The organism is Cytobacillus pseudoceanisediminis, assembly GCF_023516215.1.
Lineage (GTDB): Bacteria > Bacillota > Bacilli > Bacillales > Cytobacillaceae > Cytobacillus > Cytobacillus pseudoceanisediminis.
Genome location: NZ_CP097349.1, coordinates 4639602 through 4665385 on the forward strand (window position 1 = coordinate 4639602; position 25784 = coordinate 4665385).

24 protein-coding genes and 5 pseudogenes are annotated in these 25784 nt (G+C 43.0%); 25 read left to right on the forward strand and 4 right to left on the reverse strand.

The features are described 5' to 3' along the window. Window positions 1–6: 6 nt before the first annotated feature. The 20 genes and pseudogenes from M5V91_RS24815 to hpf all read left to right on the forward strand — a co-directional run bounded on the left by M5V91_RS24815 (window position 7) and on the right by hpf (window position 14038). Entirely contained in the window at window positions 7–246 is a 240-nt protein-coding gene (locus tag M5V91_RS24815; RefSeq protein WP_284521572.1) for a hypothetical protein, read from the forward strand. Next, window positions 237–2591, forward strand: a complete 2355-nt coding sequence (locus tag M5V91_RS24820) for an EAL domain-containing protein (RefSeq protein WP_284521573.1) — start codon at window positions 237–239, stop codon at window positions 2589–2591. Before M5V91_RS24815 ends, M5V91_RS24820 begins: the two co-directional genes overlap by 10 nt. A gap of 70 nt (window positions 2592–2661) precedes the next feature. After that, window positions 2662–3093 (forward strand): TIGR03826 family flagellar region protein, encoded by a 432-nt coding sequence (locus tag M5V91_RS24825; protein ID WP_217026390.1) that lies wholly within the window; start codon window positions 2662–2664, stop codon window positions 3091–3093. A gap of 143 nt (window positions 3094–3236) precedes the next feature. After that, window positions 3237–3503: a flagellar biosynthesis anti-sigma factor FlgM gene (gene flgM, locus M5V91_RS24830; RefSeq protein ID WP_019380809.1), complete on the forward strand. Its 267-nt coding sequence runs from the start codon at window positions 3237–3239 to the stop codon at window positions 3501–3503. 15 nt (window positions 3504–3518) lie between these two features. After that, entirely contained in the window at window positions 3519–3998 is a 480-nt protein-coding gene (locus tag M5V91_RS24835; RefSeq protein WP_251174172.1) for a flagellar protein FlgN, read from the forward strand. Window positions 3999–4016: 18 nt separating this feature from the next. Further along, window positions 4017–5578 (forward strand): annotated as a pseudogene (flgK, locus tag M5V91_RS24840) (flagellar hook-associated protein FlgK). A 13-nt stretch (window positions 5579–5591) separates the two neighbouring features. Next, window positions 5592–6452: a flagellar hook-associated protein FlgL gene (gene flgL / locus M5V91_RS24845; RefSeq protein ID WP_019380812.1), complete on the forward strand. Its 861-nt coding sequence runs from the start codon at window positions 5592–5594 to the stop codon at window positions 6450–6452. A 55-nt stretch (window positions 6453–6507) separates the two neighbouring features. Continuing rightward, a complete protein-coding gene (locus tag M5V91_RS24850; protein ID WP_019380813.1) occupies window positions 6508–7071 on the forward strand; it encodes a DUF6470 family protein in 564 nt (187 codons plus the stop codon). A gap of 15 nt (window positions 7072–7086) precedes the next feature. Beyond that, the gene (fliW, locus tag M5V91_RS24855; protein ID WP_251174170.1) at window positions 7087–7527 is read left to right on the forward strand and encodes a flagellar assembly protein FliW; all 441 of its coding nucleotides are present in this window, start codon (window positions 7087–7089) and stop codon (window positions 7525–7527) included. Further along, window positions 7527–7757, forward strand: a complete 231-nt coding sequence (gene csrA / locus M5V91_RS24860) for a carbon storage regulator CsrA (RefSeq protein WP_251174169.1) — start codon at window positions 7527–7529, stop codon at window positions 7755–7757. Before fliW ends, csrA begins: the two co-directional genes overlap by 1 nt. 146 nt (window positions 7758–7903) lie before the next feature. Beyond that, window positions 7904–8803 carry a flagellin Hag gene (gene hag / locus M5V91_RS24865; protein ID WP_251174168.1) on the forward strand — a complete coding sequence of 300 codons (900 nt, stop codon included), beginning with the start codon at window positions 7904–7906 and terminating at the stop codon, window positions 8801–8803. A 68-nt stretch (window positions 8804–8871) separates the two neighbouring features. Beyond that, complete coding sequence (locus M5V91_RS24870) at window positions 8872–9066, forward strand: hypothetical protein (RefSeq protein ID WP_251174167.1); 195 nt, start codon at window positions 8872–8874, stop codon at window positions 9064–9066. Between the two features lie 295 nt (window positions 9067–9361). Further along, a complete protein-coding gene (gene flaG, locus M5V91_RS24875) occupies window positions 9362–9721 on the forward strand; it encodes a flagellar protein FlaG (protein ID WP_251174166.1) in 360 nt (119 codons plus the stop codon). A gap of 14 nt (window positions 9722–9735) precedes the next feature. Then, window positions 9736–11274 carry a flagellar filament capping protein FliD gene (gene fliD, locus M5V91_RS24880; RefSeq protein WP_284521574.1) on the forward strand — a complete coding sequence of 513 codons (1539 nt, stop codon included), beginning with the start codon at window positions 9736–9738 and terminating at the stop codon, window positions 11272–11274. A 50-nt stretch (window positions 11275–11324) separates the two neighbouring features. Next, window positions 11325–11855: pseudogene (gene fliD, locus M5V91_RS24885) on the forward strand (flagellar filament capping protein FliD); the annotation flags it as partial. A gap of 17 nt (window positions 11856–11872) precedes the next feature. Beyond that, the gene (gene fliS / locus M5V91_RS24890) at window positions 11873–12274 is read left to right on the forward strand and encodes a flagellar export chaperone FliS (protein ID WP_251174164.1); all 402 of its coding nucleotides are present in this window, start codon (window positions 11873–11875) and stop codon (window positions 12272–12274) included. Further along, window positions 12274–12618, forward strand: coding sequence for a flagellar protein FliT (gene fliT / locus M5V91_RS24895; RefSeq protein WP_009331962.1), 345 nt, complete (start codon window positions 12274–12276; stop codon window positions 12616–12618). Before fliS ends, fliT begins: the two co-directional genes overlap by 1 nt. Window positions 12619–12661: 43 nt before the next feature. Then, the gene (locus tag M5V91_RS24900) at window positions 12662–13015 is read left to right on the forward strand and encodes a DUF8042 domain-containing protein (RefSeq protein ID WP_251174163.1); all 354 of its coding nucleotides are present in this window, start codon (window positions 12662–12664) and stop codon (window positions 13013–13015) included. 35 nt (window positions 13016–13050) lie between these two features. Further along, entirely contained in the window at window positions 13051–13251 is a 201-nt protein-coding gene (locus M5V91_RS24905) for a YjfB family protein (RefSeq protein ID WP_251174162.1), read from the forward strand. Window positions 13252–13480: 229 nt separating this feature from the next. Next, window positions 13481–14038 carry a ribosome hibernation-promoting factor, HPF/YfiA family gene (gene hpf / locus M5V91_RS24910; protein WP_009331959.1) on the forward strand — a complete coding sequence of 186 codons (558 nt, stop codon included), beginning with the start codon at window positions 13481–13483 and terminating at the stop codon, window positions 14036–14038. Window positions 14039–14252: 214 nt separating this feature from the next. On the opposite strand, the gene M5V91_RS24915 is transcribed toward hpf, so the two are convergent. The 4 genes and pseudogenes from M5V91_RS24915 to M5V91_RS24930 all read right to left on the reverse strand — a co-directional run bounded on the left by M5V91_RS24915 (window position 14253) and on the right by M5V91_RS24930 (window position 17936). Continuing rightward, window positions 14253–15914, reverse strand: a complete 1662-nt coding sequence (locus tag M5V91_RS24915) for a methyl-accepting chemotaxis protein (RefSeq protein ID WP_251174161.1) — start codon at window positions 15912–15914, stop codon at window positions 14253–14255. 13 nt (window positions 15915–15927) lie between these two features. After that, window positions 15928–16901: pseudogene (locus M5V91_RS24920) on the reverse strand (BMP family lipoprotein). Window positions 16902–17031: 130 nt separating this feature from the next. After that, window positions 17032–17310 (reverse strand): YkvA family protein, encoded by a 279-nt coding sequence (locus M5V91_RS24925; protein ID WP_009331956.1) that lies wholly within the window; start codon window positions 17308–17310, stop codon window positions 17032–17034. Between the two features lie 236 nt (window positions 17311–17546). Then, window positions 17547–17936 carry a sporulation protein gene (locus M5V91_RS24930; protein WP_009331955.1) on the reverse strand — a complete coding sequence of 130 codons (390 nt, stop codon included), beginning with the start codon at window positions 17934–17936 and terminating at the stop codon, window positions 17547–17549. A 478-nt stretch (window positions 17937–18414) separates the two neighbouring features. On the opposite strand from M5V91_RS24930, the gene M5V91_RS24935 reads away from it, so the two are divergent. The 5 genes and pseudogenes from M5V91_RS24935 (at window position 18415) to secA (ending at window position 25496) form a co-directional block, all read left to right on the forward strand. After that, window positions 18415–20025: a gamma-glutamyltransferase family protein gene (locus M5V91_RS24935; RefSeq protein WP_251174159.1), complete on the forward strand. Its 1611-nt coding sequence runs from the start codon at window positions 18415–18417 to the stop codon at window positions 20023–20025. A gap of 158 nt (window positions 20026–20183) precedes the next feature. Next, window positions 20184–20759 carry a chromate transporter gene (locus M5V91_RS24940; RefSeq protein ID WP_019380010.1) on the forward strand — a complete coding sequence of 192 codons (576 nt, stop codon included), beginning with the start codon at window positions 20184–20186 and terminating at the stop codon, window positions 20757–20759. Continuing rightward, window positions 20756–21279: pseudogene (locus M5V91_RS24945) on the forward strand (chromate transporter). The gene M5V91_RS24940 and the pseudogene M5V91_RS24945 overlap by 4 nt, the downstream one beginning before the upstream one ends. A gap of 295 nt (window positions 21280–21574) precedes the next feature. Next, window positions 21575–22630, forward strand: coding sequence for a YecA family protein (locus M5V91_RS24950; RefSeq protein ID WP_251174158.1), 1056 nt, complete (start codon window positions 21575–21577; stop codon window positions 22628–22630). Between the two features lie 356 nt (window positions 22631–22986). After that, a pseudogene (gene secA, locus M5V91_RS24955) lies at window positions 22987–25496 on the forward strand (preprotein translocase subunit SecA). The last annotated feature ends 288 nt before the right edge of the window (window positions 25497–25784 follow it).

The following is a 25784-nucleotide window of genomic DNA, read 5'->3' on the forward strand; positions in this document are numbered from 1 at the left end:
TTTGAAGTGGACGAAATAAACTCACAGGATGGTGAAAACACCACTAAAGATACTGCTGAATATAACAGTCAGCAATTGGAATTGACGAAAATAAAAAATAACCTGAACCAGGCTCAGAAGATCGCAAATATTGGGAGCCTGGAGTACGATATTGAAAACGATAGAGGGTTTTGGTCAGATCAGCTGTTCCGGATATTTGGGCTAAAGCCTCAAAAAGGTTTTTTCCGGACTACAAAATGTATTTGAGTTATCTGCATCCAGACGACCGGCCGGCTTTTGAAAATCAGTTTACTCGACTGTTAGAGGAAAAGGACAGTGTGGATCTGATATGCCGGATCATTAGGCAGGATGGAGAGGAACGGTATATTCATCATCGTGCGGACTATTTTGCAGGAGAAAGCGGATCACCGAAAATCGTTGCAACGATTCAGGATATAACTGAAAAAAGGCGCATGGAAGAGAAGCTCTATGAAAACGAGCGGAAAATAGGACAAATCTATGAAAATCTTGATGTTGGCATTTATTCCGCCGATTTAATAGAAAGAAAGGTATTTCATTTCTCAAGGGGAGTGGAAGGCATTTTCGGGTACACAGCCAGTGAGCTGATTGACAATTTCGATTTATGGGACGAAGTGATCCATCCAGACGACCTGCAAAGTCTGGAAGCCAATCGGGTAAATCTTATTCATGGGAAGAGCGTTCGCTGCCAATATCGTATCTTCCATAAATCCGGTGAGCTTAGATGGGTGAATGATCATAGTATCCCCTATTTAGATGAAAGGGGCGAACTTATCCGGGTTGATGGCTTTGTAACAGATATAACAGAACAAAAATGGCTTGAAAAGAGAATGAGGCGTATGGCATTTTATGATCATTTGACCGATCTGCCGAACCGCCGGTACTTTGATCAGAAGCTGCAGAGCCTTATTGAAGACGATGAACAACAGAATTTCGCTGTCTTGTTCTTTGATCTGGAACGGTTAAAGCAGATTAATGATACCTTTGGACATTCCTCAGGAGATGAACTTCTTAGGCTTGTTTCACATAGAATTAAGGAGAAGCTAAATTCAGTCTGTTTTTCAGCAAGAATTTCCGGTGATCAATTTGCAGTTATAATGGAATATATCCAGGAAAAGGAGGATCCTGCGCAATTAGCAGATTCCATTAATCAAATTTTCTCTGAACCATTCCACATCGACAGCTTTGAGCTTAATATTACCCCTTCTATAGGCATTAGTTTATATCCGGATAATGGAAGAACAGCTGATGAATTAGTCAGAAATACGGAATCTTCCCTGTACCATGCCAAGCAGAAAGGGAATAATAGATTCCAGGTTTACCATCCTTCCATGGATATTGAATCTTATAAGCTTTTTACCCTTGAACAGGATATGAGAAAAGCCATTCAAAATGATGAATTTTTTCTTGAATACCAGCCAAGAGTTGATACGAAGACCGGCAAAATAGTAAGTGCCGAAGCTTTACTAAGGTGGAATCATCCGGAATGGGGCAGAGTTTCGCCGCTGGAGTTTATAACAGTGGCAGAGGAAACCGGTTTAATCATAAATATAGGTGAATATGTGCTAAGGAAAGTATGCAGCCAGATTTATTCCTGGAAGGAAAAAGGGTTATCGATTGTTCCGATATCCGTAAATATCTCTCCGCTGAGCTTCTTGAAAAGTTGTCTTGTTTCCACTATAAAAAAAGCATTGGATGAGAGTCACCTCGATGCGTCACTAATTGAAATTGAATTGACGGAATCTTCCCTAATCAATTACTCAGAGAACGTCATTTCAGTGCTTAAAGAATTGGGTTCAATGGGAGTGAAGATTGCACTGGATGACTTTGGGACCGGGTATTCCTCCATCACACAGCTGAAAAATTATAAATTTGATGTTTTAAAGATTGATAAAACGTTTATCCAAGCAATGGATAAAAACGCGGAAGATGCAATCATTACGGCCAATCTGATTCAGCTTGCCCATGGGCTGAATATGAAGGTGGTAGCAGAAGGCGTAGAGACTTTTGAACAATTCTATTCTTTAAGGAAGAATGAGTGTGATCAAATACAGGGATATCTTTTCAGTAAGCCGCTTCCGCCTTCCGCTTTCGAGCAGAAACTCTTAATTGGCACCCTGAAGCCGCAGAATATCAAGGAAGACAATGTGTTCAAAGGTTTGCGCAAGTATGTCCGGGTCGAGTTTCCCTATCCGCTGGAGGCAGAGATGACCATCTTAGAGCTTAACGGCAAGCCTGTCAAAATGGGCAGCACGAAAATCCTGATTGAAGATATGAGTGCAGGCGGAGTTAAATTTGTTTCGAAGATGAAACTCCCTGTGAGGAAAGATATCATTCTATTAATTGAAACCAAGCTTTTAGGAGAGGTTCTTTCCTTTACTGGGACGATTGTCCGAAAAGATGAAATATCAGATGCTCTGACTAATTATGGATTTCAATTTATTATCGAAGAGGGACCGAGAGCTGAATTGGCGGCGATGCTTGATATTCTGCAAAGTCAGCTCGAGCAGAACCGCTCTGTTCCCGAATCCCGATTCATAGAAACAGCCAGCAGTCTGCTGTATTTCGAATAATTTTTTCCTATAATAATCCTATTCTTCGAGCTATAATAATTTCATCACAAACTGAGAGAGGAAGAATCATATGGCTGAGTTATCCAACTGCCCGAAATGTGATGCCATTTTTGTCAAAAACCAGTTCCGCGATGTCTGCCAGGATTGCTGGAAGGAAGAAGAAAAGGCCTATGAGACGGTTTACCAGTTCATCCGGAAGAGGGAAAACAGGACAGCGAAGATGATGGAGGTTGTCGAGGCGACCGAAGTCGAAGAAGAACTCATCATAAAGTTCATTAAGACCGGCCGTTTGAAGCTAGCGCAATTTCCAAATTTAGGGTACCCTTGCGAGAAATGCGGGACAAGCATCCGGGAAGGCAAGCTATGCGGCAGCTGTGCGGGTGATCTGAGGAAAGATCTTCAGCAGTTTACCGCTGAGGAAGAACGAAGAAAAGAAGCAGTCCAAAGAGAAAAACACGGTACTTATTTTGCCGTCAATGAAAAAATTAATAGTCGTTTCTAAGCTATGTGACTTATTCGCATAGCTTTTTCTATAGGCTTATAGATGTATTTTTTGCCAAACTTAAATTAACATTTAAACATACCGCCACATTAGCCGATAATAGACTTAGGTTAAATCGACCGGAAAGAAAGTGAGGGGTACACATGAAAATCAATAACTTTGGTCCTTCAGGCGTGAACCCATACAAACGCCAAATGAATAAGCTTGAACATGCAGGAAAACCAGCCAGAACGGCATCAGATAAAATTGAAATCAGCTCTACTGCAAAGGAAATGCAGCAGGTATCCCAGCTAAGCGAAAACCGTAAAGCAAAAGTAGAAGAGCTTAAAATTCAGGTAGAGAACGGTACTTATAAAATTAATCCAAAAGAAGTGGCGAAAAGCATCGCTGATTTTTATACAAAAAAATAATGAGGAGGGATTGGCATGTCAGCCGAAGCACTTACTGCAACGATGGAAAAACTGCTAAAGCTTCATAAAAGTCTATATGAACTCGCAGTTAAAAAGACAGACATTATTAAGACCGGCGACATGGACGGCCTGAATCAGATGCTGAAGGATGAGCAGGCTCATATTGCGGCTATCAGCAGATTGGAAAACGAGCGGGAAAAGGCAGCAAATTCGATCGTACCCATGCTGGAAAGCCCTACAGTATCAGATTGTTTGAATATCCTCACGCAGCCTGATCGCCTCAAGCTGGAGGCCATCACGAAGGAGCTTGCTGAGCTGGTATATGAACTGAAAGAGCAGAATTTCCTAAACCAGCAGCTTGTTCATCATTCCCTTCAGTTTATTAATGTATCTATGAATCTTTTACGGCCGCAGCCTGAATCGATGAATTACGGCCCGCCAGCCAATAAGAAATCGGAAAAGATGAATCCAGGAATTTTCAACTCGAAAGTGTAGCAGAACGGAGGAACAAACATGCGTTCAACTTTCATGGGACTTGAAACGGCCCGCCGCGGCATGTTCACCCAGCAAAGTGCTTTATATACAACCGGACATAATATTTCAAATGCGAATACGCCAGGATACACCAGGCAGCGGATTAATTTCGCGCAAACCGAGCCTTATCCAGGCGTTGGTATGAATCGTCCCCAAATACCCGGACAAATGGGAACAGGTGTCGAAGCGGGGACAGTCCAGAGAATAAGAGAATCATTTTTAGACCTGCAATATAGAACCGAAAACACAAAAATGGGCTACTATGGAGCCATGAGCGAGTCTCTGACTAAGATGGAAGAAATCATGAATGAGCCGTCTGAGAATGGATTGCATAGTACCCTGGAAAAGTTCTGGAACGCCCTGCAGGATTTATCAAGCCACACCGAAAATACCGGTGCGCGGGATGTAGTGGCTGCTACTGGTCAGATGGTTGCAGATACACTGAATTATTATCATAATTCCCTGTCGCGGGTTCAAGAGGATATCGGCAATCAGGTTGATGTGAAGGTTGATGAAATTAACGCAATCGTCGCGCAGATTGACCATCTGAATAAGCAGATCGCCTCTGTTGAGCCGCACGGATACCTCCCAAATGACCTTTATGACGAGCGGGATTTATTGGTAGATAGCCTTTCACAATTGGTTAACGTGAAAGTGACCAGTGTGGTTCCTAATACATATGGAGATGCCAAACCGATGGCATCGGGCCTTTATAATATCGAGATTGTCCAAAAGGATGGAAAATCCTATAATCCGCCAATTAACCTCATATCTGCTACAAAAGAGAGCGGTATTGTTGGCACAAACAAGGTGGAGCTTGAAAAAAGCGAAGAGAGCGGACTTGTAACAGGACTAAAGATCGGATCCATTTCCTTTACGCAATTTGAAACTTTATCCGGTGAACTTACCGGTTTAATTAACAGCTATGGTTATGAAGCAGGCGGTAATGCTAAGGGTGCTTATCCTGAAATGCTGGAGAAGCTGAATAGAATGACAGCTGCTTTTGCCAAGGAATTTAATGAAATTCATAAGAATGGATATGCTCTAGGGGCAGATACGATATCTGGTCTCGACTTTTTCAGTTTGATGAGGATAATCCTGCACAAAGCATTAAAGTAAATCAAGAACTGCTGGATGACTCATCTAAAATCGCTGCAGCAGCTGAAAAAGGCGGTGCTTCTGGAGATAACCATAATGCTCAGCTATTGGCTGATTTAAGGAAGAAAAGCTTTAGTGATTACACCTCCTTGTCTGATGATGAAAAATCAAAGCTGAACGGTAGCCTTGATTCCTATTATTCAGGAATTATCGGACGGTTAGGAGTAGACTCTCAGAGTGCCAAAAAGGACCTGAAAAACTCTCTTGTGCTGGCAGATTCAGTAGACCGGAACAGGCAATCCGTGAGTGCCGTGTCATTAGACGAAGAAATGACCAATATGATTAAATTCCAACATGCATATAACGCTTCAGCAAGAAACATAACTGTGGTTGATGAAATGCTCGATAAAATCATCAACGGCATGGGCGTTGTAGGCAGATAAAGGGTGAAATAAAGTGCGCGTAACACAATCAATGCTATCAAATAACATGCTTCGAAACCTAAGCAACAGCTACAGCCGGCTGGACAAGCTGCAGGATCAAATTTCTACCCAGAAGAAATTTACCAAACCATCTGATGATCCGGTTGCTGCAATGATGGGGATGAACTATCGTACGGACTTAAACCGAATTCAGCAATTTACCCGCAACATCGGGGAAGTGAGAAATTGGGTTGATAGTACGGATGATGCCCTGGATAAGGGTGTTTTGGCTCTGCAGCGAATTAGGGAGCTGACTCTCCAGGCAAGCAATGGCACACTGGAAGAAGATCAGCGCAAAGCGGTTGCTGAAGAGGTCAAACAGCTTAAAGAGCACTTACAGAATATCGGGGATACACAAGTTGGCGGTAAGTATATTTTCAATGGCAATCAGACAAATGTACGGCCATCTGAATCAGGCTTTCAAAGCGGAACCATCGAGCTTGAGGTTTTTTCAGGCATCAAAATTCCTGTCAACACGGAAGGGAAAGCTTTGTTTGGAGACATGCTCAGTGACGAAGGAGATATTCAAAAGCTAATTACAGCTCTTGAAACGAATGATCCTGCCGTTGGGGAAATGCTTGAAAATGTTGATAAAAACATAGATAATTTCTTGTCTGCTCGTGCACTAATTGGCGCCAAACAGAATCGGGTCGAGCTGATGGAGGACCGTCTTTCCCAGCAGGAAGTCTTCTCAACAAGGATCCTCTCTGATAATGAAGACATCGATATGGAGAAAGCCATCATCGAGCTTACAACTCAGGAAAGCATCCATCGTGCAGCACTAAGTGTTGGGGCAAGAATCATTCAGCCGAGCTTAACCGACTTTTTAAGATAATCAATGAAAAGCTATCCATAGGAGATAGCTTTTTTTCATAAAAGAGGTGTCTAATATGAATGTGCCGCAGATCAGGCTGGAATCCAACTTTATCAAGATGGGATTAAAAATAGAAAAACCGGTGCAGGAAATTGAACAGCCCCCTGCGATCCAATCCATCCAGCAGCCTAAAGCCATCCTGGAAATCGAAACAATCCCTGGAAAGCTGACGATCGACCAGACGAAAGCACGCGAGGATGTCGACCTGAAAAGTGTCGGCAGAAGAATAGAGGAGTTTGCCCAAAATGGGTACCAGGATTGGCTAAAAGGAATGGAGAGAAGGGCTGCACAGGGAACAGAGCTCATGAAAATTGAAAACGGCGGCAATCCCATTGCCTATCAGGCCAAAGAAAACAGCGAAGGCCCTCCCAAGCAGTTTAATATTGGCTGGGTACCATCTCACAACAGTGTGAAAATCCAATACGAACCTGCAAAAGTAAACATTGAGGCTCAGCCGCAAAAGCCGAAGATTGAAGTTGAAATCATAAAGCCGGTTCATACTTATACGCCTGGAAAAGTAAGCACAGAAATTCTTGAGAAAAACAGCCTAAATATTGATTTTATCAATCTAACCATATAGCAATGAGGTGAAAAGATGAATATCCAAACAAAGTTTCATGGTGTGCAGGAGATAAATAAGGAGGATATTATTCATTTTCCATCTGGGATTCCGGGTTTTTTAGAGGAAAAGGAGTTTTATATATTACCTCTTGAAGGGACAGACTTATTTGTACTTCAGTCAGTAAAAACACCTGAGGTAGCTTTTATCGTGACAGATCCGTTTGTTCTTTTTCCGCAGTATGAGTTTGATTTGCCAAAAGAGGCATTGGAAAAATTAGAAATTCAATCGGATAAAGATGTGGCTACCTTTGCGATTTTGACAGTAATGGATCCATTTGAGGAAACAACCGCTAACCTGCAGGCCCCTTTGGTCATTAACCAAACAAAAAAAATAGGCAAACAAATTATACTTAATCAAACACCTTATAAGATCAAGCATAAAATCATTACACCTCAAGAACAGGGGGAGAGATAATGCTTGTACTTACAAGGAGACTTAAAGAATCGATCATGATTGGTGACGATATTGAAATCTCAATCCTCTCTATTGAAGGTGACCAGGTAAAGCTGGGCATCAGCGCGCCGAAAAATGTTGATATTCATAGGAAAGAAATATACTTGTCTATACAGCAGGAAAACAGCAGCGCAACTCAAACTGAAGCAAGTGCAATCGAAAGCCTAAGCAGCTTTTTTAAAAAGAAATAAAAATTTTTTCCAAACTATTAAACACCTGTCAAAATAAGTCGATATAACCAGTGTAAAGCTGAACAGCAAAAAGGCGGCCGACTTTTCTGCTGGTTAGTAAAGCAACCACATGGATGTGGGATATATACTCAAGGAGGAAATTAATAATGAGAATTAATCATAATATTGCGGCGTTGAATACTTATCGTCAGTTGAATACTGCATCAACTAACCAATCTAAATCTATGGAGAAATTATCTTCTGGTCTTCGTATTAACAAAGCTGGAGATGACGCTGCTGGTCTTGCAATCTCTGAAAAAATGCGTGGACAAATTCGTGGGTTGGATATGGCATCAAAAAACGCTCAAGATGCAAACTCCTTAATTCAAACAGCTGAAGGTGCTTTGAATGAAACACATTCTATTCTTCAACGTATGCGTGAATTAGCGGTTCAATCTGCGAGTGATACAAATACAGATACTGACCGCACTCGTTTACAAGAAGAAGTTGATGAATTAGCTAAGGAAATTACACGTATCTCTAACACAACAGAGTTTAATAATATGAAGTTACTAGATGGGTCAAGAGATGCAACTAACACTACAATTGGTGCAGATTTAACATTCCAAATCGGGGCTAACCAGGACCAAACAATTACTTTGGCAATTGGTGCTATGGATGCAAAGTCGTTAGGAGTTGATGATGGTACTGGTAGTAATGCAGAGACTGCTGGAACTTCAGGAGCAGCTACTGTAACTGCTGGGATAGATATTTCTACAGATGCAGCAACAGCAACAGCAGCAATCACAACTATACAAACTGCTATTGATACAGTTTCGGCTGAGCGCTCTAAGTTGGGTGCCTATTCTAACCGTTTAGAGCATACGGTAAATAACTTAGGAACATCTTCTGAAAACCTTACTGCTGCAGAATCTCGTATCCGTGACGTAGATATGGCGAAAGAAATGATGAACCAAACAAAGAATTCAATTCTTTCTCAAGCAGCACAAGCGATGTTGGCTCAAGCTAACCAACAACCACAAGGAGTTCTACAACTTCTTCGTTAATTTTAGATTAATTGATAGAGGCTCTAGTTTTTCTAGAGTCTCTTTTCATACATTAAGGAGTTTCATAAATGAATATAGTTGAAGAATACGAAAAAGAAATTGCAGGTAGACTTGTTAGTATAGTGGTTAAGTATGATGAAGGGAAAGCATTTCCTTATTATGCTGTAAGTTCTATTAAAATTGATGGTGCGGGGAAAACAATAGAAGAAGCAAAGGAAAAGTGTGAAAATGCTACAAAGTTAGACATTATTTTGAATCAATAAACGGAACAAAGGAATATAGGGCAGGTTCCCTGTCCTATACTATATTAAGAAACGGCTATATACATAAAATCAGATTTTTAAGTTCTGAAGCGTGAGACATAACTATAAAAGTATCCAATGTGGAAAGAGGGCTCTTTTTCGTATAAATAGATTTAAAGCCGATTAATTTTTTTAGCTAAACTCTTCAAAGTTCTTAACCTTAAGAAATTTTCTCACACCAAACTCCTCATTAAAAATTCTAAAGTGATACCGATATAAAAACTAAGCAGCTATTTATTATAGGTAGGGGATTATAATGATAGATCATGTATCGTCTCAAAATATTTCTCATACAACTAGAACAGTACATACTTATAAAGATTCAAGCGAGTTTCACAGAAAAGAAGGATCAAATGAAGAGCACATTCATCTGAAACAGAATGAAAAGATTAAGGAAGAGAAAGTGTCAGAAGTAGTCGAGAGCATGAACGAGTTCTTACAAGCTTCTCACACTTCATTAAAGTTTGTTCTTCACGAAGAGTTAAATGAATATTACGTAACATTAGTTGATGACCTTACCCAGGAAGTAGTAAAGGAAATCCCCTCAAAAAAAATGCTGGATATGTATGCAGCAATGACAGATTTTGTTGGACTAATGGTAGATAAGAAGATTTAAAGGAGGAGTTCTCATTGGTTAGAATCGGAGGTCTGGCGAGCGGGATGGATATTGACCAGCTTGTATCAGATCTAATGAAGGCAGAACGGATGCCTCTTGATAAATTAAAGCAGAAGAAACAAATTTTAGAATGGCAGCGGGATGATTATCGGGCGATGAATACGCTGCTCCTGGACTTTAGAAGTGAATTGACGCAGATGAAGCTGACTACACGTTATCGCTCACGTCTGACAACGTCTTCAAATGAAGCAATGGTTACTGCCACAGCTAGCGGTGCAGCAAGCCAGTCTTCTTACTCGATTTCGAAAGTAACACAGCTGGCTAGTGCGGAGACTCGTGTGAATGGCGGAAACATCTCTGCGGATGGAAAGTCTATAGACCCAAGCAAAAGCCTATATGCACAGGAAAGCAGTTTTATGTATAAAGGCAATCATACAGATTCAAATGGAAATTCTGTCGCTAGTGCTTGGAAAAATGGTGCTGTTTTAAGTAAAAATATTGATGTGACCGATCCAGCTGCCATTAGTTTCGGGGATATGTCCAAGGTGGATCTAAGTGAACTTAGCTCCTGGAGTGTAAAGGTTAATGGGGTAGGGTTTAATGCGCTCAGTGAGGCAGAACTGAGTGCAGCGAACCGTCCTTTAAAAGAGAATGAAGTGCTGGTAAAAGAAGATGGAACACTGCAATTCGGCAAGGAACCTGCAAAGGGAAGTGTCATTAAGATTGATTATGTGGCTACTGAACGGACGGGTTCACACGTTATTTCAAGCAGCACTTCCTCTATTCAATTGGCCCAAGGTGCCCTGAATGAAGTGAAAAGCATTAAGATAAAGGAAACAGCGTCCGGAACGACCACTGAGAAAACTTTTTCAATGGGCAATATCGTAAATGGAGAAAGAGAAATACTCGATGATGCCAATAAAGTGGTGGGCACCCTTAACTATGAAACAGGTAAAATCACGTTTAATGCTGATATGCAAAAGCCGGCAGAGGGATCAGACACAACGATGACTCTGGAGATTGCGTATGATCACAAATACACTGCGTTTTCTGTCGATACGTCAACCTCTAAAGGGGAACGTCATGATTCCTTCCTTATTTCAGGCAGTGAGTCTCTCAATAATGTCATCAGTAAAGTCAATGCTTCAAGCGCTGGTGTGAATATGTTCTTTGACAGTGCTACTGGCCAAATGACGATGACCCGTACTGAGACGGGTGATTTTAATAAAGGCGGGGCTGAGATCACGACAAGCGGAAGCTTTCTGAATGATGTTCTGCGCTTTAAAGGGGCTGCAGTCAAAGAAGAAGGAAAAAATGCTGAATTTGTGATTAATGGGTTGGCTACCAATCGGAGCTCAAACACATTTGAAGTGAACGGTGTTACCTTTACTCTTAAGCAGACGTTTGAAGATCAGCCGGTCAGCATTAATGTCAGCAATGATTCCACAAAGGTTTTTGATAATATTAAGGCATTTGTGGATAAATACAATGAAATGATTGATAAGATCCAGAAAAAACGGGTGAAGAACGCTATAGAAGCTATACCCCATTAACCGATGAACAGCGTGAGCAGCTATCGGACAAGCAGCAGGAGCAATGGGAAGAGAGAGCGAAAAGCGGTCTTTTGCGCAAGGATTCTACGCTTCAGTCTGTCTTATCTGGGATGCGGATGAACTTTTACCAGCCCGTAACGAATGATCTGGTTTCTCCGCTTTATAATCAGCTGGCCAGTATCGGCATTAAAACGACCAGCAATTATTTAGAAGGCGGTAAGCTTGAAATTGATGAAGCCGCCCTGAAAAAGGCAATCGAAGATGATCCTGTGTCTGTTGAGAATCTTTTTAGAGGAGAAGGACAGACAGACGGGCAAAGAGGGATCGCCCACAGGCTTTATGATACCGTGAACGCTGCAATGGACAAATTGAAGACGAAAGCCGGAAACAGCTTTTCAACCAACCAGCAGTTCACTATCGGCAGGGAATTGAATGATGTAGGCAAGCGAATTGATAGCTTTGAAGATAAATTAAAGCAGGTGGAAGACCGCTATTGGCGCCAATTCACCGCCATGGAAAAAGCGATTCAGCGTTCCAATGAGCAGTCCATGTTCCTCATGAACCAATTTGGCGGCATGTAAAAAAAGGAGTGTTACAAATGGCAGTAAGCAATCCATACCAATCTTATCAGCAAAACTCAGTGAATACAGCATCTCCGGGAGAGCTGACACTAATGCTATATAACGGCTGCCTGAAGTTCATCCATCAGGCGAAAAAAGCCATCATGGACAATAACATTGAGGCAAAAAACACCAATATCCAGAAGGCGCAAAATATTATTCAAGAGCTGATGGTGACGTTGAATATGGATGTAGAGGTATCTCAAAACATGATGTCATTATATGATTATATGAACCGGAGACTGATGGAGGCGAATATCAAGAATGATACAGGTATTCTTGATGAAGTCGAGGGCCTTGTAACCGAATTCCGAGACACATGGAAGGAAGTCATCCAGGTCAATCGCCAGAAGCAATTCTCCCAAGGCGGCACAGTGTAGTGAGTTCGGTTCAAAGGTTTTATGATTTAACACTTGAGCTAATCAAAACCCTGGAACATACTAAGCTTGACCGTGATGCGAAAATGAATGCCGTCGAAATACTGCTTGAAAAACGCCAGCAAGAAATGACTGGCATGGCTCCTCCATATTCAGACGCCGAAAAGGATCTGGGAGCCAGGCTGATCAGCCTCAATGCAAAAGTCACCCAGCTAATGACAAGGGAAAAGCTGTTTATTCAAAAAGACATCAAAGACTTAAGCGTTAAAAAGGAATCAACCGGAAAATATGCTAATCCCTATCAATCTATGGCAACAGACGGTATGTTTTACGATAAAAGAAAATAGGTGACTAATGTTGATGACCCTGACCGAAAAGCAGTACCTTTTTATGAAGGATTACAGCGATCTTTTATATACCATTGATGAAGCGTTTGATTATATAGTAAAAAGCTTTAGTGATTTCAGTAAAACAGAGGGAGATCGCCTTCTTAGTGATGTTTTTCAGGCGTTCCCTCAAGTCGCTTCAGCTCATGAACAGCTTAGCCATCTTGTTCAAGGCAATCAGACGATGCTAAAGGCTATTGCTGATATTAGTGCAGTAGCCGATCAGGCTGAACTGCTTATTCAGAACTTTGACGATCTTCCTGTTAGGCGGGAGATCATTTCGAAAAAGCTCTATCCCGCATTTGCAGAGTGGCATAAAAATATTCAGCAGGAATTAAATCCATATATACAATCCTAAATAGGATCAGGCTTAAATAGCCAGGAGGTGTTCCCTTGGATATCCCATTAATGTCCATGGTCTTATCCCAAGGCCAGGTCCAGCAGCAGGCATACATCTCAATCATGAAGAAAGCCATGGATCAAGCGGAGGGAAATGCAGAATTTATTCATAAGATGATGAGCGGGTCTCAGATACAGGCCCTCCAGCACGCAGCCCAGCCCCACTTGGGCGGCAATATTGATATAAAAGGATGAGCAGCCAAAGGAGCTGCTCGTTTTTTTATATACGTCACCAATTCGACAAATATTCTCAATCTTTTTACCAGTTTCAGCAGGAGTTTTTAGGGGTAAAATAGAAATATAAATACATAGTCTTAATATACTTTTAAGACTAGGCATTTCCTTTTCAGACATTACTGGTGATTTTCACAGTAAACGCTAATGAAAAGGCTGTCATTGTATAATGAGAAGGAGGAGTTCACGTATGAATTACAACATTCGTGGTGAAAACATTGAGGTAACTCCAGCAATTAGAGAGTACGTAGAGAAGAAAATTGCTAAGTTAGAAAGGTATTTTACTGAAACTCCTGATGCAAATGTACATGTAAATTTAAAAACGTATAATAATAACCGTTCTAAAGTGGAAGTAACGATTCCGATGCCGAATCTGGTACTTCGTGCAGAGGAAGATCATGATGATATGTATGCAGCGATTGATCTGATTACCGATAAATTGGAGCGCCAAATCCGCAAACATAAAACAAAAGTGAACCGCAAATTCCGCGAAAAAGGCAATCTGACTGCTGTTTTTGCAGCGTTGGAAAATGAGATAGAGGCGCCAGAAGCGGAAGAGGAGGATAACGACCTTGAAGTTGTCCGCCAAAAGAGCTTCGACCTGAAGCCAATGGACAGCGAAGAGGCGATCCTGCAGATGAACATGCTGGGCCACAGCTTCTACGTGTTCACGAATGCAGAATCTAACTTAACCAATGTAGTGTACAAGCGTAAAGATGGCCGTTATGGTCTGATTGAAGCGCAATAATAAAACGTGAAAACCCCGCTGCTGAGGCGGGGTTTTCGTTTGTTTGGGTTTACTATTGGGCTATTTGCAGGAATTGGTCTGCTATTTGCAAATTCGCCGTTTTATTTGCAGAAATGCCGAAGTTATTTGCAAGAATTATACTTCTATTTGCAGGTTTTCCCGACCTAATTGCATCGTTCACAATTTCAGTAAAACGACACTTCCAAAAATCCCCCTAAACCGTAAACTTCTCCAATTCTCTCTCCATAACCCCAGTCATTTCCTTCAGCTGCTCCACCTTCACCATAACCTGCTCAAACGCGCGAAGCTGTTCCTCCGTAGAAGCTGAGATTTCCTCAGTCCCAGCAGCTGTTTCCTCTGTTACCGCCGAAATGTTTTCCACAGCGCTAATGACCTGCTGGCTCATATCACTGGAGGTTTTCATATCTTCAACCAATTTCTCCAGATGGCTGTGAATGCCGGAAACATGTCCGGAAATGGTTTCAAAAACCTGTTCTGTCTCGCTCATCGATTGGGATTGTTCTTTTGAAAGGGCATGTCCCTGTTCAGTAGCTGTGTATATATTGCTGATCCCATTTTGGATATTGCTGACCATCGAGGCGATCAAATCTGTTGCTTTTGAAGAAGAATCGGCGAGCTTCCGTACTTCTTCTGCCACAACCGCAAATCCTTTTCCGGCTTCACCGGCACGGGCTGCTTCAATAGCCGCATTTAAGGCCAGCAGATTGGTTTGATCCGCAATATCTTTAACCGTGTTGGCTGCCCCTTCAATTTCCTTGGTGAACTGGGCAAATTCACTGACTGAACTTCTAATATGGTTCGAAGAACTGGAGATCTCTTCAGCAAGTTTCATTTGTTTTTCTAAAGACACTCTGCCTTGATCAACAGATTCCAATGCTTGTGTGCTTTGTGTGGCACTTTGCTCGCTGGAATGATGGACCGCTGAAAATTGCTCCCCCATTACGCTCATTAACTCAGCGGTAGCCTGGACGTCTTCAGAGATGGCCTGGCTGCCTCTCGCCAGTTCATCCGTTGAAACAGCCACCTGGCTGCTGCTTTCATTTAAGCTGGTCATATAAGAAGCCACATCTTCGGCAAATCCTTTTACATTTTGGCTGACTTCTTCAATGGATTGCACGGTTCCTTTTAGATTCACCACCATTTTTGAGAAAGCTTCCGTTAGTTTATCCACTTCATATCGGCTGTTCTCTTTAAAAGTAAGCTGCGATAGGTCTGCTGTTAAGTCTCCCTCTGAAATTTTCTCTGCTTTATCCACGATCGCATTAATTGGTTTTGTAATCTTTCTCGCAGCCATCCATGAGAAAATAGCTGATAACAAGATTAGCAGTACGCTTCCAATTAGGGAGGAATTCGTGATAAAGGCGATTTTCTGGCTGGTTTCCTGAAGAATGCCTTCATACCATTCATTTGTGCGCTTCTTTAAAAGGTGCATATCATTTAAAATACCGGATATTCTTATACTCTGGCGCTTGATTTCCGCTTTGTTTCCTTTTTCAAAGGCTTCGGTGGATACATCCGACAGCTCTGCATATTTTCCTTCAATGCTGCCGATAATTTTTTTATGCCCGGGAACTGAGGCAACCGAAGAGAGGGCAGCCAGGTTTTCCTGGACTTCTGTCATCATGGTTAGTGCCTCGTCTTTGTTGGCATCACTGGAATTATAGGTATAATTGGCAAGTGACTGGCTTGTCACAACCAGGCTTTGCTCCAGGTCCTTCACTTTCAGTAAAAGGTCCACATCATCTTTAGCGGAGCTTTGAATGTGTAACGTTTGGTATATGATAAAGCCTATCATGCTGACTGATAGCACAAGTGGGATCAGCGTGACAATAATAAGGCGGTTTCGTAATGTCATCTTGGATGCTCCTTTATTCAGCTGTTACTGTGATTTTTCCATTGATTATGTCTTCAGTTGCTTTTTTCAATGCCGCTTTCTGCTCCTCTGTTAAGGAAATGACGCGGATTTCAGATAGACCGACACCGTTTTCTGCCAGTCCCCATACATAGGATGAAGCTTCGATTTTTCCGTTTTCCGTCAATTCTTTCGTCAAGTTAAAAACAGCAATATCGATGTTTTTGACCATTGATGCGGCAACGGCTTTTTCCGCAACAAAATACTGGTCGGAATCGACCCCGCCGGCAAGCACGCCTTTTTCTTCGGCTTTTTCAGTGCGCCAAAACCGGTGAATCCGGCAGCAGGGTAGATAAAATCAGCACCTGCCGCAATTTGCTTCTCGGCGACTTTTTCACCGAGAGCCGCATCCCCAAAGGTTCCGGTATATTCTGATAAAATTTCTATTTTCGGATTGAAGTGCTTGGCGCCTTGAATGAATCCATTTTCAAAATGATGGATGACAGGTACATCAACACCGCCGATAAATCCCAGCTTGTCTGTTTTGCTTGTCATGGCAGCGAGCATCCCGACAAGGAAGCTGCCTTCATGCTCCTTAAACGTAAGTGAGACCACATTATCAAGCTCGGAAACGGCATCAATCAGCAAAAACTGCTGCTGGGGATATTTCTTTGCCGTCTTTTCGAGTGCTTCCTGTGCGGAAAAGCCCAGCCCGATGACAAGGTCATTATTTTCTTTGACAAGCTCTTCAAGAGGCTTTTCAAAATTTCCGTCGGGGGCTTCTTTATAATCAAAAAGAATGCCCAGCTCATCACGCGCTTTCTCAAGTCCCCGGAAGGCAGAGTCGTTGAAAGACTCATCCCCCAGGCCTGTATCAGATAGGAGAATGCCAATTTTATATTCTTTATTTTGGTTTGTGCTTTGTTCAGAGGCAGAGCAGGCTGCCAGAAGTAGACTGAATAGAAGCAGAATAGGTAGTAGTTTTTTCAAGGTAGACCTCCATGTTGTTGTATTTCGCCTTACCTATTATCGGCAGAAAGGCGGAGGTCTTAAGTCTGAAGTCAGACCCTGACTCGAAAAAATGGCAAAATAAAAAAGCCTGCATTCACAGGCTTCAACATCATTCCTCCAGGACCTTATATTTTCGCTTCAATGATTCCGGTGCCATTTTCACCATTTGCTGAAGAACAAACGATGTAATCACAATATCGTCCGTAAAGCCGAAGATCGACAGGAAGTCGGGTACAAGATCGAGCGGCAGAAGGATATAAAGAAGTCCGGCCGCAACAGGGAAAAGCTTTTTACCGGCCGTTACTTCCGGTGATAGAAAGTAATCCTTTAAGAAGGGCAGGAACTTCCAAAATTTTAATACAAATTTGATGCGTTTGAGAAACTTCATTTAGTTCACCTTTTTCTAGTTCATTCGCTGAATGGGAACTGACACCTGAATGCGCGGCGGGTTTTTCACCTCAAGTGTGGCAGCTGATAGATAGCTTGTTTCAAGTATGCTTCAAAACGTAAATAAAATTAGCCACTTTTGCAAAGTGTTCAATTAGGTATGAATCTCCTCTTTTTATAAATTTCTATTGGTTAAGAGGGGATATGTTACACTCGTTTCTTCCTCCTTAGGATTGGTTATCGAATAATCGTGATTTTATCCAAGTCGGCGCTTTTGACGCCTTCGTTAAAAATCAGTCTTGTTTTAAATTGAAAAATCCGGTCTGGTGCAGAGCAGGGAATGTCTTCAGGAAGCTGGAAGTTAAAGTCCATTTTGTTGGTTTCTTCTGATTCAATGACCTTGGTGGATAGAATGGTCGATGTCCCGATCACTTCCTCCTTCTCTTCTTCAGGCGACGCCATGACCAGGTCACACTCAATCCGCTTAATCTGCTGATCAATGGTTCCTCCTTCAATCAGGAAGATTCCGCTCACATTTTCCCCTGGCGTATATTGAAGCTTTGGCAGCTGCAGATCAATTTTTGCAGAGCCTATTCCAAGCATTGACATGTATTTTCGTAAAATCAACAAAGATCTCTCCTCTAATTTTTTAGGGGGAGCTGCTCGCTCACACCACAGTTTTGCTGTTTCCTTCTTTACGTGCTACTCATGATAAAGTTTCAAGAAATTTTCCTTCTACCTATTCCTCCATTTTATAAAGTAAAACGTGTGGCGGTGCGGGCCTGTATATAAAAAGGGCCTTTACCGCGGTGGTAAAGGCCCATAAATAAAGACCTCTACCGAATTTGGTAAAGGTCTTGCTAACAATTGTTTAGATTGCCAACAAAGCCGAGAGCATTTGCTCCGTAATGACGACTCTGCTGTAAAAGCTACTCCCCTTTAGGAGAAACTATTCAATTTATAGCTAAATCATATTGTATACCCCGGACTTTGTCAATATTTCATCATTAATTTAGTTTTCCGAAATAAATACTAACATAATATTTATATAATTTGATATAATCAGAATTAATTATTTTAACACTTTAATACAGAGGTGAACTCCATGAACTTTGATTTCTACAGCCACCCATACACATCACAGCGAACGACCGTCATGGCGAATAACGGCATGGTGGCTACTTCCCAGCCGCTTGCTGCACAGGCTGGATTAGATATGATGAAAAAAGGCGGAAATGCCATAGATGCAGCAATTGCAACAGCGGCTGCTCTTACCGTGGTTGAACCGACATCAAACGGAATCGGCGGCGATGCATTTGCACTAGTCTGGATAAAAGGGAAACTGCATGGATTAAATGCAAGCGGCCCTGCTCCAAAGTCCATTTCCATAGAAGCATTAAAGGAAAGAGGCATCGAAAGAATGCCGACGCACGGCTGGATGCCGGTTACGGTGCCTGGTGCTCCATCCGCGTGGGCTGAGCTTTCCAGGCGTTTCGGCAGGCTTCCGTTAAAAGATGTCCTCCAGCCCGCAATTGATTATGCTGAAAAAGGCTATCCGTTAACACCGATACTCGGCAAGTACTGGCAGTATGCTTATAATAGGTTTAAACAGATTCTGACGGATGACCAATTCCAGCATTGGTTTGAAACCTTTGCTCCAGATGGAAGGGCTCCTGAAATTGGAGAGATCTGGCGCTCTGAAGGGCATGCAGCCACTTTAAGAGCCATTGGCGAAACAGATGGCGATAGCTTTTACCGCGGGGAAATTGCTGAAAAAATCGATGCTTTTTCAAAAAAATACAATGCATTCCTATCCAAGGAAGACCTCGAAGATTACAAGGCGGAATGGGTTGATCCCATCAAAGTTCATTACCGCGGATATGATGTCTGGGAAATCCCTCCGAACGGCCAGGGTCTCGTCGCTCTCTTGGGTTTAAATATAGCAAAAGGGTTTGAATTCCGCGATAAAGACACGGTGGATACATATCACAAACAAATTGAAGCGATGAAGTTAGCTTTTACAGACGGCAAGGCATTTATTACAGATCCTGCGGAAATGAAAGTGACAGTTGAAGAACTGCTCTCAGAAGAATACGGTGAATCGCGCCGCAGTGAGATTGCCGGCGAAGCTCTGACACCTGAGCCTTACCAGCCGCCACGTGGAGGTACTGTTTATCTGGCGACAGCAGACAGCGAAGGCAATATGGTTTCCTTCATCCAAAGCAATTATATGGGCTTTGGATCCGGTCTTGTCGTTCCTGGAACGGGAATTGCCCTTCAGAATCGCGGACACGATTTCTCTCTTGATCCGAAGCACCATAATGCACTGAAGCCCGGCAAGAAAACGTACCACACGATAATCCCTGGATTCCTGACAAAAGACTGCGAAGCGGTTGGGCCGTTCGGTGTGATGGGAGGCTATATGCAGCCGCAGGGGCATATGCAGGTGGTCATGAATACAGTGGATTTCCACTTGAATCCGCAGGCAGCCCTTGATGCGCCAAGATGGCAGTGGATTGAAGGGAAAAAGGTTCAGGTTGAACCGCACTTCCCTAATCATATTGCCCAGGCTTTGGTGCGCAAAGGCCATCAAATCGAGGTAACCGTTGATACAGGCGGATTCGGACGCGGCCAGATTATCTGGCGTGATCCAAAAACAGGCGTGCTCATGGGCGGAACGGAAGCCCGAACAGACGGATCGATTGCCGCCTGGTAATAAAAATTGAGGAAAGCAGCACGCATATTAGAGTAAAATAACCATATAAAAGATACTGGGGAGCGGAAAAAAATGGCCGCTCCTTCATCTGCTTTTTCGGATGCAAGATGAAAAGGGGCATGGCTTGTCTCTGCAATTGGTGAAGAGGATGTGAACACATGAAACAAAAGGAGATTTTCATTGCGTTTTTTCGGTCCGGCATTTTGGGTTTTGGCGGCGGGCCTTCTGCCATTCCGCTGGTCCATAAAGAGGTTGTGGATACCTTTAAATTTATGGATTCAGACGAGTTTGGAGATATATTAGCCCTCGCCAATGCGCTGCCTGGACCTATTAATACAAAAATGGCGGGATATATCGGCTATCGGGTAGGCGGGTTTCTGGGAATGCTGAACGCGCTGATAGCTACAATGGTTCCAACCATCATCCTTATGATTGTTCTTTTAACGGCATTAAATAACTTAAAGGATCAGCCATGGGTTGCCGGCATGACGAAGGCGGTCGTTCCCGTTGTTGCTGTTATGCTTGCTACTTTAACTTGGGATTTTATTAAAAAGTCTACAAAGTCATCACTCGGCTGGGCTTGGACATTTCTTTTTGTAGCGGCCAGTCTGGTTCTTATCGAATTTGTGAATATTCATCCTGGAATTATTATATTTATTGCACTCGTGACTGCCCTTCTGAAAAAGGATGCTGCAGAAAAAAATGAAGCTAAAAAGGAGAGGAATCCCGCATGATATATGTGCAGATTTTCCTGGCATTTTTCATCCCCGGGATCCTTGGATACGGCGGAGGACCTTCATCCATTCCCTTGATTGAACATGAAGTGGTAGATAATTATGAATGGATGACAACGAATGAATTCAGTGAAATGCTGGCAATGGGCAATGCCCTGCCAGGTCCGATTGCAACAAAAATGGCAGGCTATATTGGCTATGAGCAGGGAGGGGTTCTTGGATCTATAATTGGTGTATTTGCAACAGTAGCACCTTCCATGATCTTAATGCTCGCTCTGCTTGGGCTGCTGATGAGGTATAAAGAATCCCCCGTGTTAAACGGATGACCAATTATATTCGGCCGATTATCGCTGTTTTGCTGGGCGTTATGACTTATGATTTCCTATTTTCATCCTATGATGGAATTGGGATCTGGCAGACGCTTTTCATTGGGCTGCTTAGTTTTTTCCTTTTGGAAAAACTAAAAGTGCATCCCGCTTTTGTCATTGCAGGAGCGCTTGTTTATGGGGGATTTTCTTAGCATAATCGGCAAAAAAATAAAATGAACGAAAACGGTGAGTTTTGTGGACTCACCGTTTTGTTGTTTTTATTTTGGCCTGCTGGAAAGCTGTTTAGGACGCGAACTGACCGATATATTGAAAAACTGAACGATAAGACTGATGTATTGACCGAAATCAGATAAATCCATGCAAAAAAGCACGCAATCCCGGCTTCCTTAACCTGCCAAATGTTTAAATCCGCTTGATTAATGCCTAAACTGCTGATAAATGTTAGGATAGTAGAGTTAAACGAATTTTGTAGGAGAGATTTAGAAGATGTCAACAGTAAAAGTAAGCAGAAACGAACCGTGTCCATGCGGGAGCGGAAAAAAATATAAAAAGTGCTGCGGCAGCAAAGATGCTGTATCAATTAAGGATGTTTTGAATCACGAAGTTCTTGAGCTTCAAAAGGAAGTAAGGGCCTATGCGCTTACTCATTTTGCAGATGACATGAAAGAAGATTTCATGGATCTTCTGGATATCCTTGAAGACATTGAACCAGAGGAAAAAGAGTTTTATGAATTTGTACACTCTTTCTGGTACATTCTATTTGGAACGCTGGAAGATATGGACTCCATTATGGATGAGTTCATTCATGCAAAATTCCCGGCCGTTGCTCGCCCGCGCTTAAAAAACATCTTAAAATCGTGGGGAGACAGCAAAGCGGCAGCTGGGATACTGACCGAGGTGACTGAAGATAAAGCAGCCATTAAAGATTGCCTGACCGGGAAGGTTTACAATATCTCCCTATTTGGTGATATGGACGTTCATGAAGGAAACTTTGCCTTTGCCATGCTTCTTCCTTATGGAGAAGAATATGTATCGTTTCCGGCGATTTTCGACCTGCCAGGAGAAAATGCTGCAAAGTTTGCAGACTATATTCAGTATTCCTTCGAAGATGCAAAATACGATGATCCTGAAGAATACCTGGCTGAATACTTCATTGACCTCATGAATGAAACACCAAAATCATTGGCAGTTCCATCTATGGACAATTTCGATTGGCCATCCAAGGGTGCAGAGCAGGTTGCCAACATGTTCCGGGACGACATGACAGAAGCCGGCGAAGAACCATGGCTGATCGGTATGGGGATTTCACTCTGGATGGAGTATCTGACGAAAACGGGCAAACAGGTCAAAAAGCCTGACAACTATGTTGCGGGTCTTCGATACCTTGTGAGCACGATAGCGCCAACTAAGGAAAATCTCACTCAGAAGGAATTCGGAGAGAAATACGGAATCAATGCGAACCGTGTATCTGCTTATTATGGTGAAATTTATGATGCAGTTGAGAAAACCATTATTGAACTGATTGAATCGTCGAATTCATAAAAAGGAGAGCATTTTTGCTCTCTTTTTTTGCATAATGTGGATCAGGCGCGGACTGACCGATAAAGCGGATAGCTAGGCAGTATTCAAAAAAGAGAAGAGTGTATTTACCGAAACCCAACTATCAGCAAATTAAAGATCTGGAATAGCGCGCATGCGGCATAAGTTGTCACCCCCTCCCAAAGTGGTAATATTAATAAGAAATAATGTGAATTTTCATGGGAGGATTCCGCCGGGAAAGAGCGAATCTTTAACTACCTATGCTTAAATAAACTTTGAAATTAGATATGCATAGTTCCGGGCCTTGAGTCATCAACAAGGCACTTGTGCTGTCATATCCAACATAAAGGAGCGTTTTTATGCTTGGGATTTTAAATAAAGTGTTTGATCAAAATAAACGCGAATTAAAACGCCTCACCAAAATGGCAGAACAAATTGATGCACTTGCATCTGATATGGAAAAATTATCGGACGAGCAGCTGCGCGAGAAAACGGAAGAATTCAAAGCCCGCTACCAAAAGGGCGAGACAGTCGATGATATGCTGACTGAAGCTTTTGCAGTTGTCCGCGAAGCAGCAAAGCGCGTTCTTGGCTTATATCCTTATCCGGTTCAGTTAATGGGGGTATTTCCCTTCATGACGGAAATATTTCTGAGATGAAAACGGGTGAAGGTAAAACGCTGACTGCAACTATGCCGGTTTACCTCAATGCCCTAACCGGCAAAGGCGTTCACGTTGTAACGGTCAACGAATACCTTGCGAGCCGTGATGCCACTGAAATGGGCCAGCTTTACGAATTCCTTGGACTGACTGTCGGCTTGAACTTAAATGGGCTTTCCAAAGAAGAAAAGCAGGCAGCATATGCTGCGGATATCACATACAGCACAAACAACGAGCTTGGATTCGATTACCTTCGCGATAACATGGTTCTCTACAAAGAGCAGAAGGTTCAGCGTCCGCTGCACTATGCCGTAATCGATGAAGTGGACTCCATCCTCATTGATGAAGCTCGTACACCGCTGATCATTTCAGGTTCAGCACAAAAGTCCACTCAGCTTTATATCCAGGCTAATGCCTTTGTCAGCCGCCTGAAAAAAGATGAAGACTTCACATATGATGAAAAAACAAAAGGGGTACAGCTGACAGAAGAGGGGATGACCAAAGCAGAGAAGGCTTTTGGAATCGATAACCTTTTCGATATCTCTCATGTTGCACTTAACCACCATATTACACAGGCATTAAAGGCACATTCCAGCATGCATCTGGATGTCGATTACGTTGTTCAGGAAGGCGAAATCGTCATTGTTGACCAATTTACCGGCCGTCTGATGAAGGGCCGCCGCTACAGTGATGGACTTCACCAGGCTATCGAAGCTAAGGAAGGCCTGGAAATCCAGAACGAAAGCATGACACTTGCAACGATCACATTCCAGAACTATTTCCGTATGTATGAAAAGCTTGCCGGTATGACTGGTACGGCGAAAACGGAAGAAGAGGAATTCCGCAATATCTATAATATGAACGTTATTGTGATCCCGACAAACCGCCCGATCGCCCGTGATGACCGTCCGGATTTAATTTATGCAACAATGGATGGGAAATTCCGTGCGGTTGTGGAAGATATCGCTGATCGCCACAAAAAAGGACAGCCTGTGCTTGTCGGTACAGTGGCTATCGAAACATCTGAAATCATTTCTAAATACCTGACCAAAAAAGGTGTTCCGCATAACGTCCTAAATGCGAAGAACCACGGCCGTGAAGCAGAAATCATCGCGGACGCAGGTAAGCCGGGTGCCGTGACAATCGCGACTAACATGGCAGGGCGCGGTACGGATATCAAGCTCGGAGAAGGTGTGAAGGAACTTGGCGGCCTATGCGTTATTGGTACAGAACGCCATGAAAGCAGACGTATCGATAACCAGCTCCGGGGACGTTCCGGACGACAGGGAGACCCTGGTGTCACGCAATTCTATCTTTCCATGGAAGATGAATTGATGCGCCGCTTCGGTTCTGACAATATGAAATCGATGATGGAGCGCCTTGGAATGGATGACACTCAGCCAATCCAGAGTAAAATGGTTTCAAGAGCCGTTGAATCTGCACAAAAACGCGTTGAGGGCAACAACTTTGATGCCCGTAAGCAGCTTCTTTCTTACGACGATGTTCTCCGTCAGCAGCGTGAGATTCTTTACGGTCAGCGTAATGAAGTTCTGGAGTCTGAGAACTTGAGAGAAATTGTTGAAAAGATGATCATGACCAGCATCCGGCGTAATGTGGAAGGGTATGCACCTGGACATGAAGACGAGGAAAACTGGAACCTGCAGGGCATCATTGACTACGTAAATGGAAACCTTCTAAATGAAGGCGACCTAACCGTAAATGATATCCGCGGCAAGGATACGGAGGAAATTGCCGAAACCATTTTTGCCAAGGTTAAAGAACGCTACAATGAAAAAGAGGAAATGCTTAGCCCTGAGCAAATGCGTGAATTTGAGAAAGTCATCGTGCTTCGTGCGGTTGACTCCAAATGGATGGATCACATTGACGCAATGGATCAGCTTCGCCAGGGAATCCACCTGCGTGCGTATGGCCAGACAGATCCGCTGCGCGAGTACCAGGGAGAAGGCTTTGCAATGTTTGAAAACATGATCGCTTCCATCGAAGAAGATGTTGCGAAGTACATCATGAAAGCCGAAATCCGCAACAACCTCGAGCGCCAGGAAGTGGCCAAAGGCCAGGCCGTCAACCCGAAAGAAGACGGTGAAAAGGTTAAGAAAAAGCCTGTCGTCAAGCAGATGGACGTTGGACGCAACGACCCATGCATCTGCGGCAGCGGCAAGAAATATAAAAACTGCTGTGGTGCAGAATAAGAAAAGCGGAAGCGCTTGCCCTCGAAGGAACGCAGACTAAGAACGCCACGTCCTGTGGCAACGTCTGCATGACCCCCATCCTGGGGGCCCCAAGCACAAGACGAGCCTCCCGGAAAGGCGTTCTTTGCCTTTTTGGGAGGATTGGCTTGTGACCTCGAGGGGGTAGGAGCTGGAGCTAGACAATTATCGACGTTAAAAGTTTATTTATCACTTAAAATAAACAATTGAGCCGGCAACAGCTTTGCCGGCTTCTCTCTTGGAGAAAATTGAGATAAACCTAATAGGAAA

Bases quoted from the DNA above. Each gene is read 5' to 3' on its own strand.
- M5V91_RS24820 (WP_284521573.1), top strand. From the start codon at position 237: ATGTATTTGAGTTATCTGCATCCAGACGACCGGCCGGCTTTTGAAAAT.
- M5V91_RS24825 (WP_217026390.1), top strand. From the start codon at position 2,662: ATGGCTGAGTTATCCAACTGCCCGAAATGTGATGCCATTTTTGTCAAA.
- flgM (WP_019380809.1), top strand. From the start codon at position 3,237: ATGAAAATCAATAACTTTGGTCCTTCAGGCGTGAACCCATACAAACGC.
- M5V91_RS24835 (WP_251174172.1), top strand. From the start codon at position 3,519: ATGTCAGCCGAAGCACTTACTGCAACGATGGAAAAACTGCTAAAGCTT.
- M5V91_RS24850 (WP_019380813.1), top strand. From the start codon at position 6,508: ATGAATGTGCCGCAGATCAGGCTGGAATCCAACTTTATCAAGATGGGA.
- fliW (WP_251174170.1), top strand. From the start codon at position 7,087: ATGAATATCCAAACAAAGTTTCATGGTGTGCAGGAGATAAATAAGGAG.
- csrA (WP_251174169.1), top strand. From the start codon at position 7,527: ATGCTTGTACTTACAAGGAGACTTAAAGAATCGATCATGATTGGTGAC.
- hag (WP_251174168.1), top strand. From the start codon at position 7,904: ATGAGAATTAATCATAATATTGCGGCGTTGAATACTTATCGTCAGTTG.
- M5V91_RS24870 (WP_251174167.1), top strand. From the start codon at position 8,872: ATGAATATAGTTGAAGAATACGAAAAAGAAATTGCAGGTAGACTTGTT.
- flaG (WP_251174166.1), top strand. From the start codon at position 9,362: ATGATAGATCATGTATCGTCTCAAAATATTTCTCATACAACTAGAACA.
- fliS (WP_251174164.1), top strand. From the start codon at position 11,873: ATGGCAGTAAGCAATCCATACCAATCTTATCAGCAAAACTCAGTGAAT.
- M5V91_RS24900 (WP_251174163.1), top strand. From the start codon at position 12,662: ATGAAGGATTACAGCGATCTTTTATATACCATTGATGAAGCGTTTGAT.
- hpf (WP_009331959.1), top strand. From the start codon at position 13,481: ATGAATTACAACATTCGTGGTGAAAACATTGAGGTAACTCCAGCAATT.
- M5V91_RS24915 (WP_251174161.1), bottom strand. From the start codon at position 15,914: ATGACATTACGAAACCGCCTTATTATTGTCACGCTGATCCCACTTGTG.
- M5V91_RS24925 (WP_009331956.1), bottom strand. From the start codon at position 17,310: ATGAAGTTTCTCAAACGCATCAAATTTGTATTAAAATTTTGGAAGTTC.
- M5V91_RS24935 (WP_251174159.1), top strand. From the start codon at position 18,415: ATGAACTTTGATTTCTACAGCCACCCATACACATCACAGCGAACGACC.
- M5V91_RS24940 (WP_019380010.1), top strand. From the start codon at position 20,184: ATGAAACAAAAGGAGATTTTCATTGCGTTTTTTCGGTCCGGCATTTTG.
- M5V91_RS24950 (WP_251174158.1), top strand. From the start codon at position 21,575: ATGTCAACAGTAAAAGTAAGCAGAAACGAACCGTGTCCATGCGGGAGC.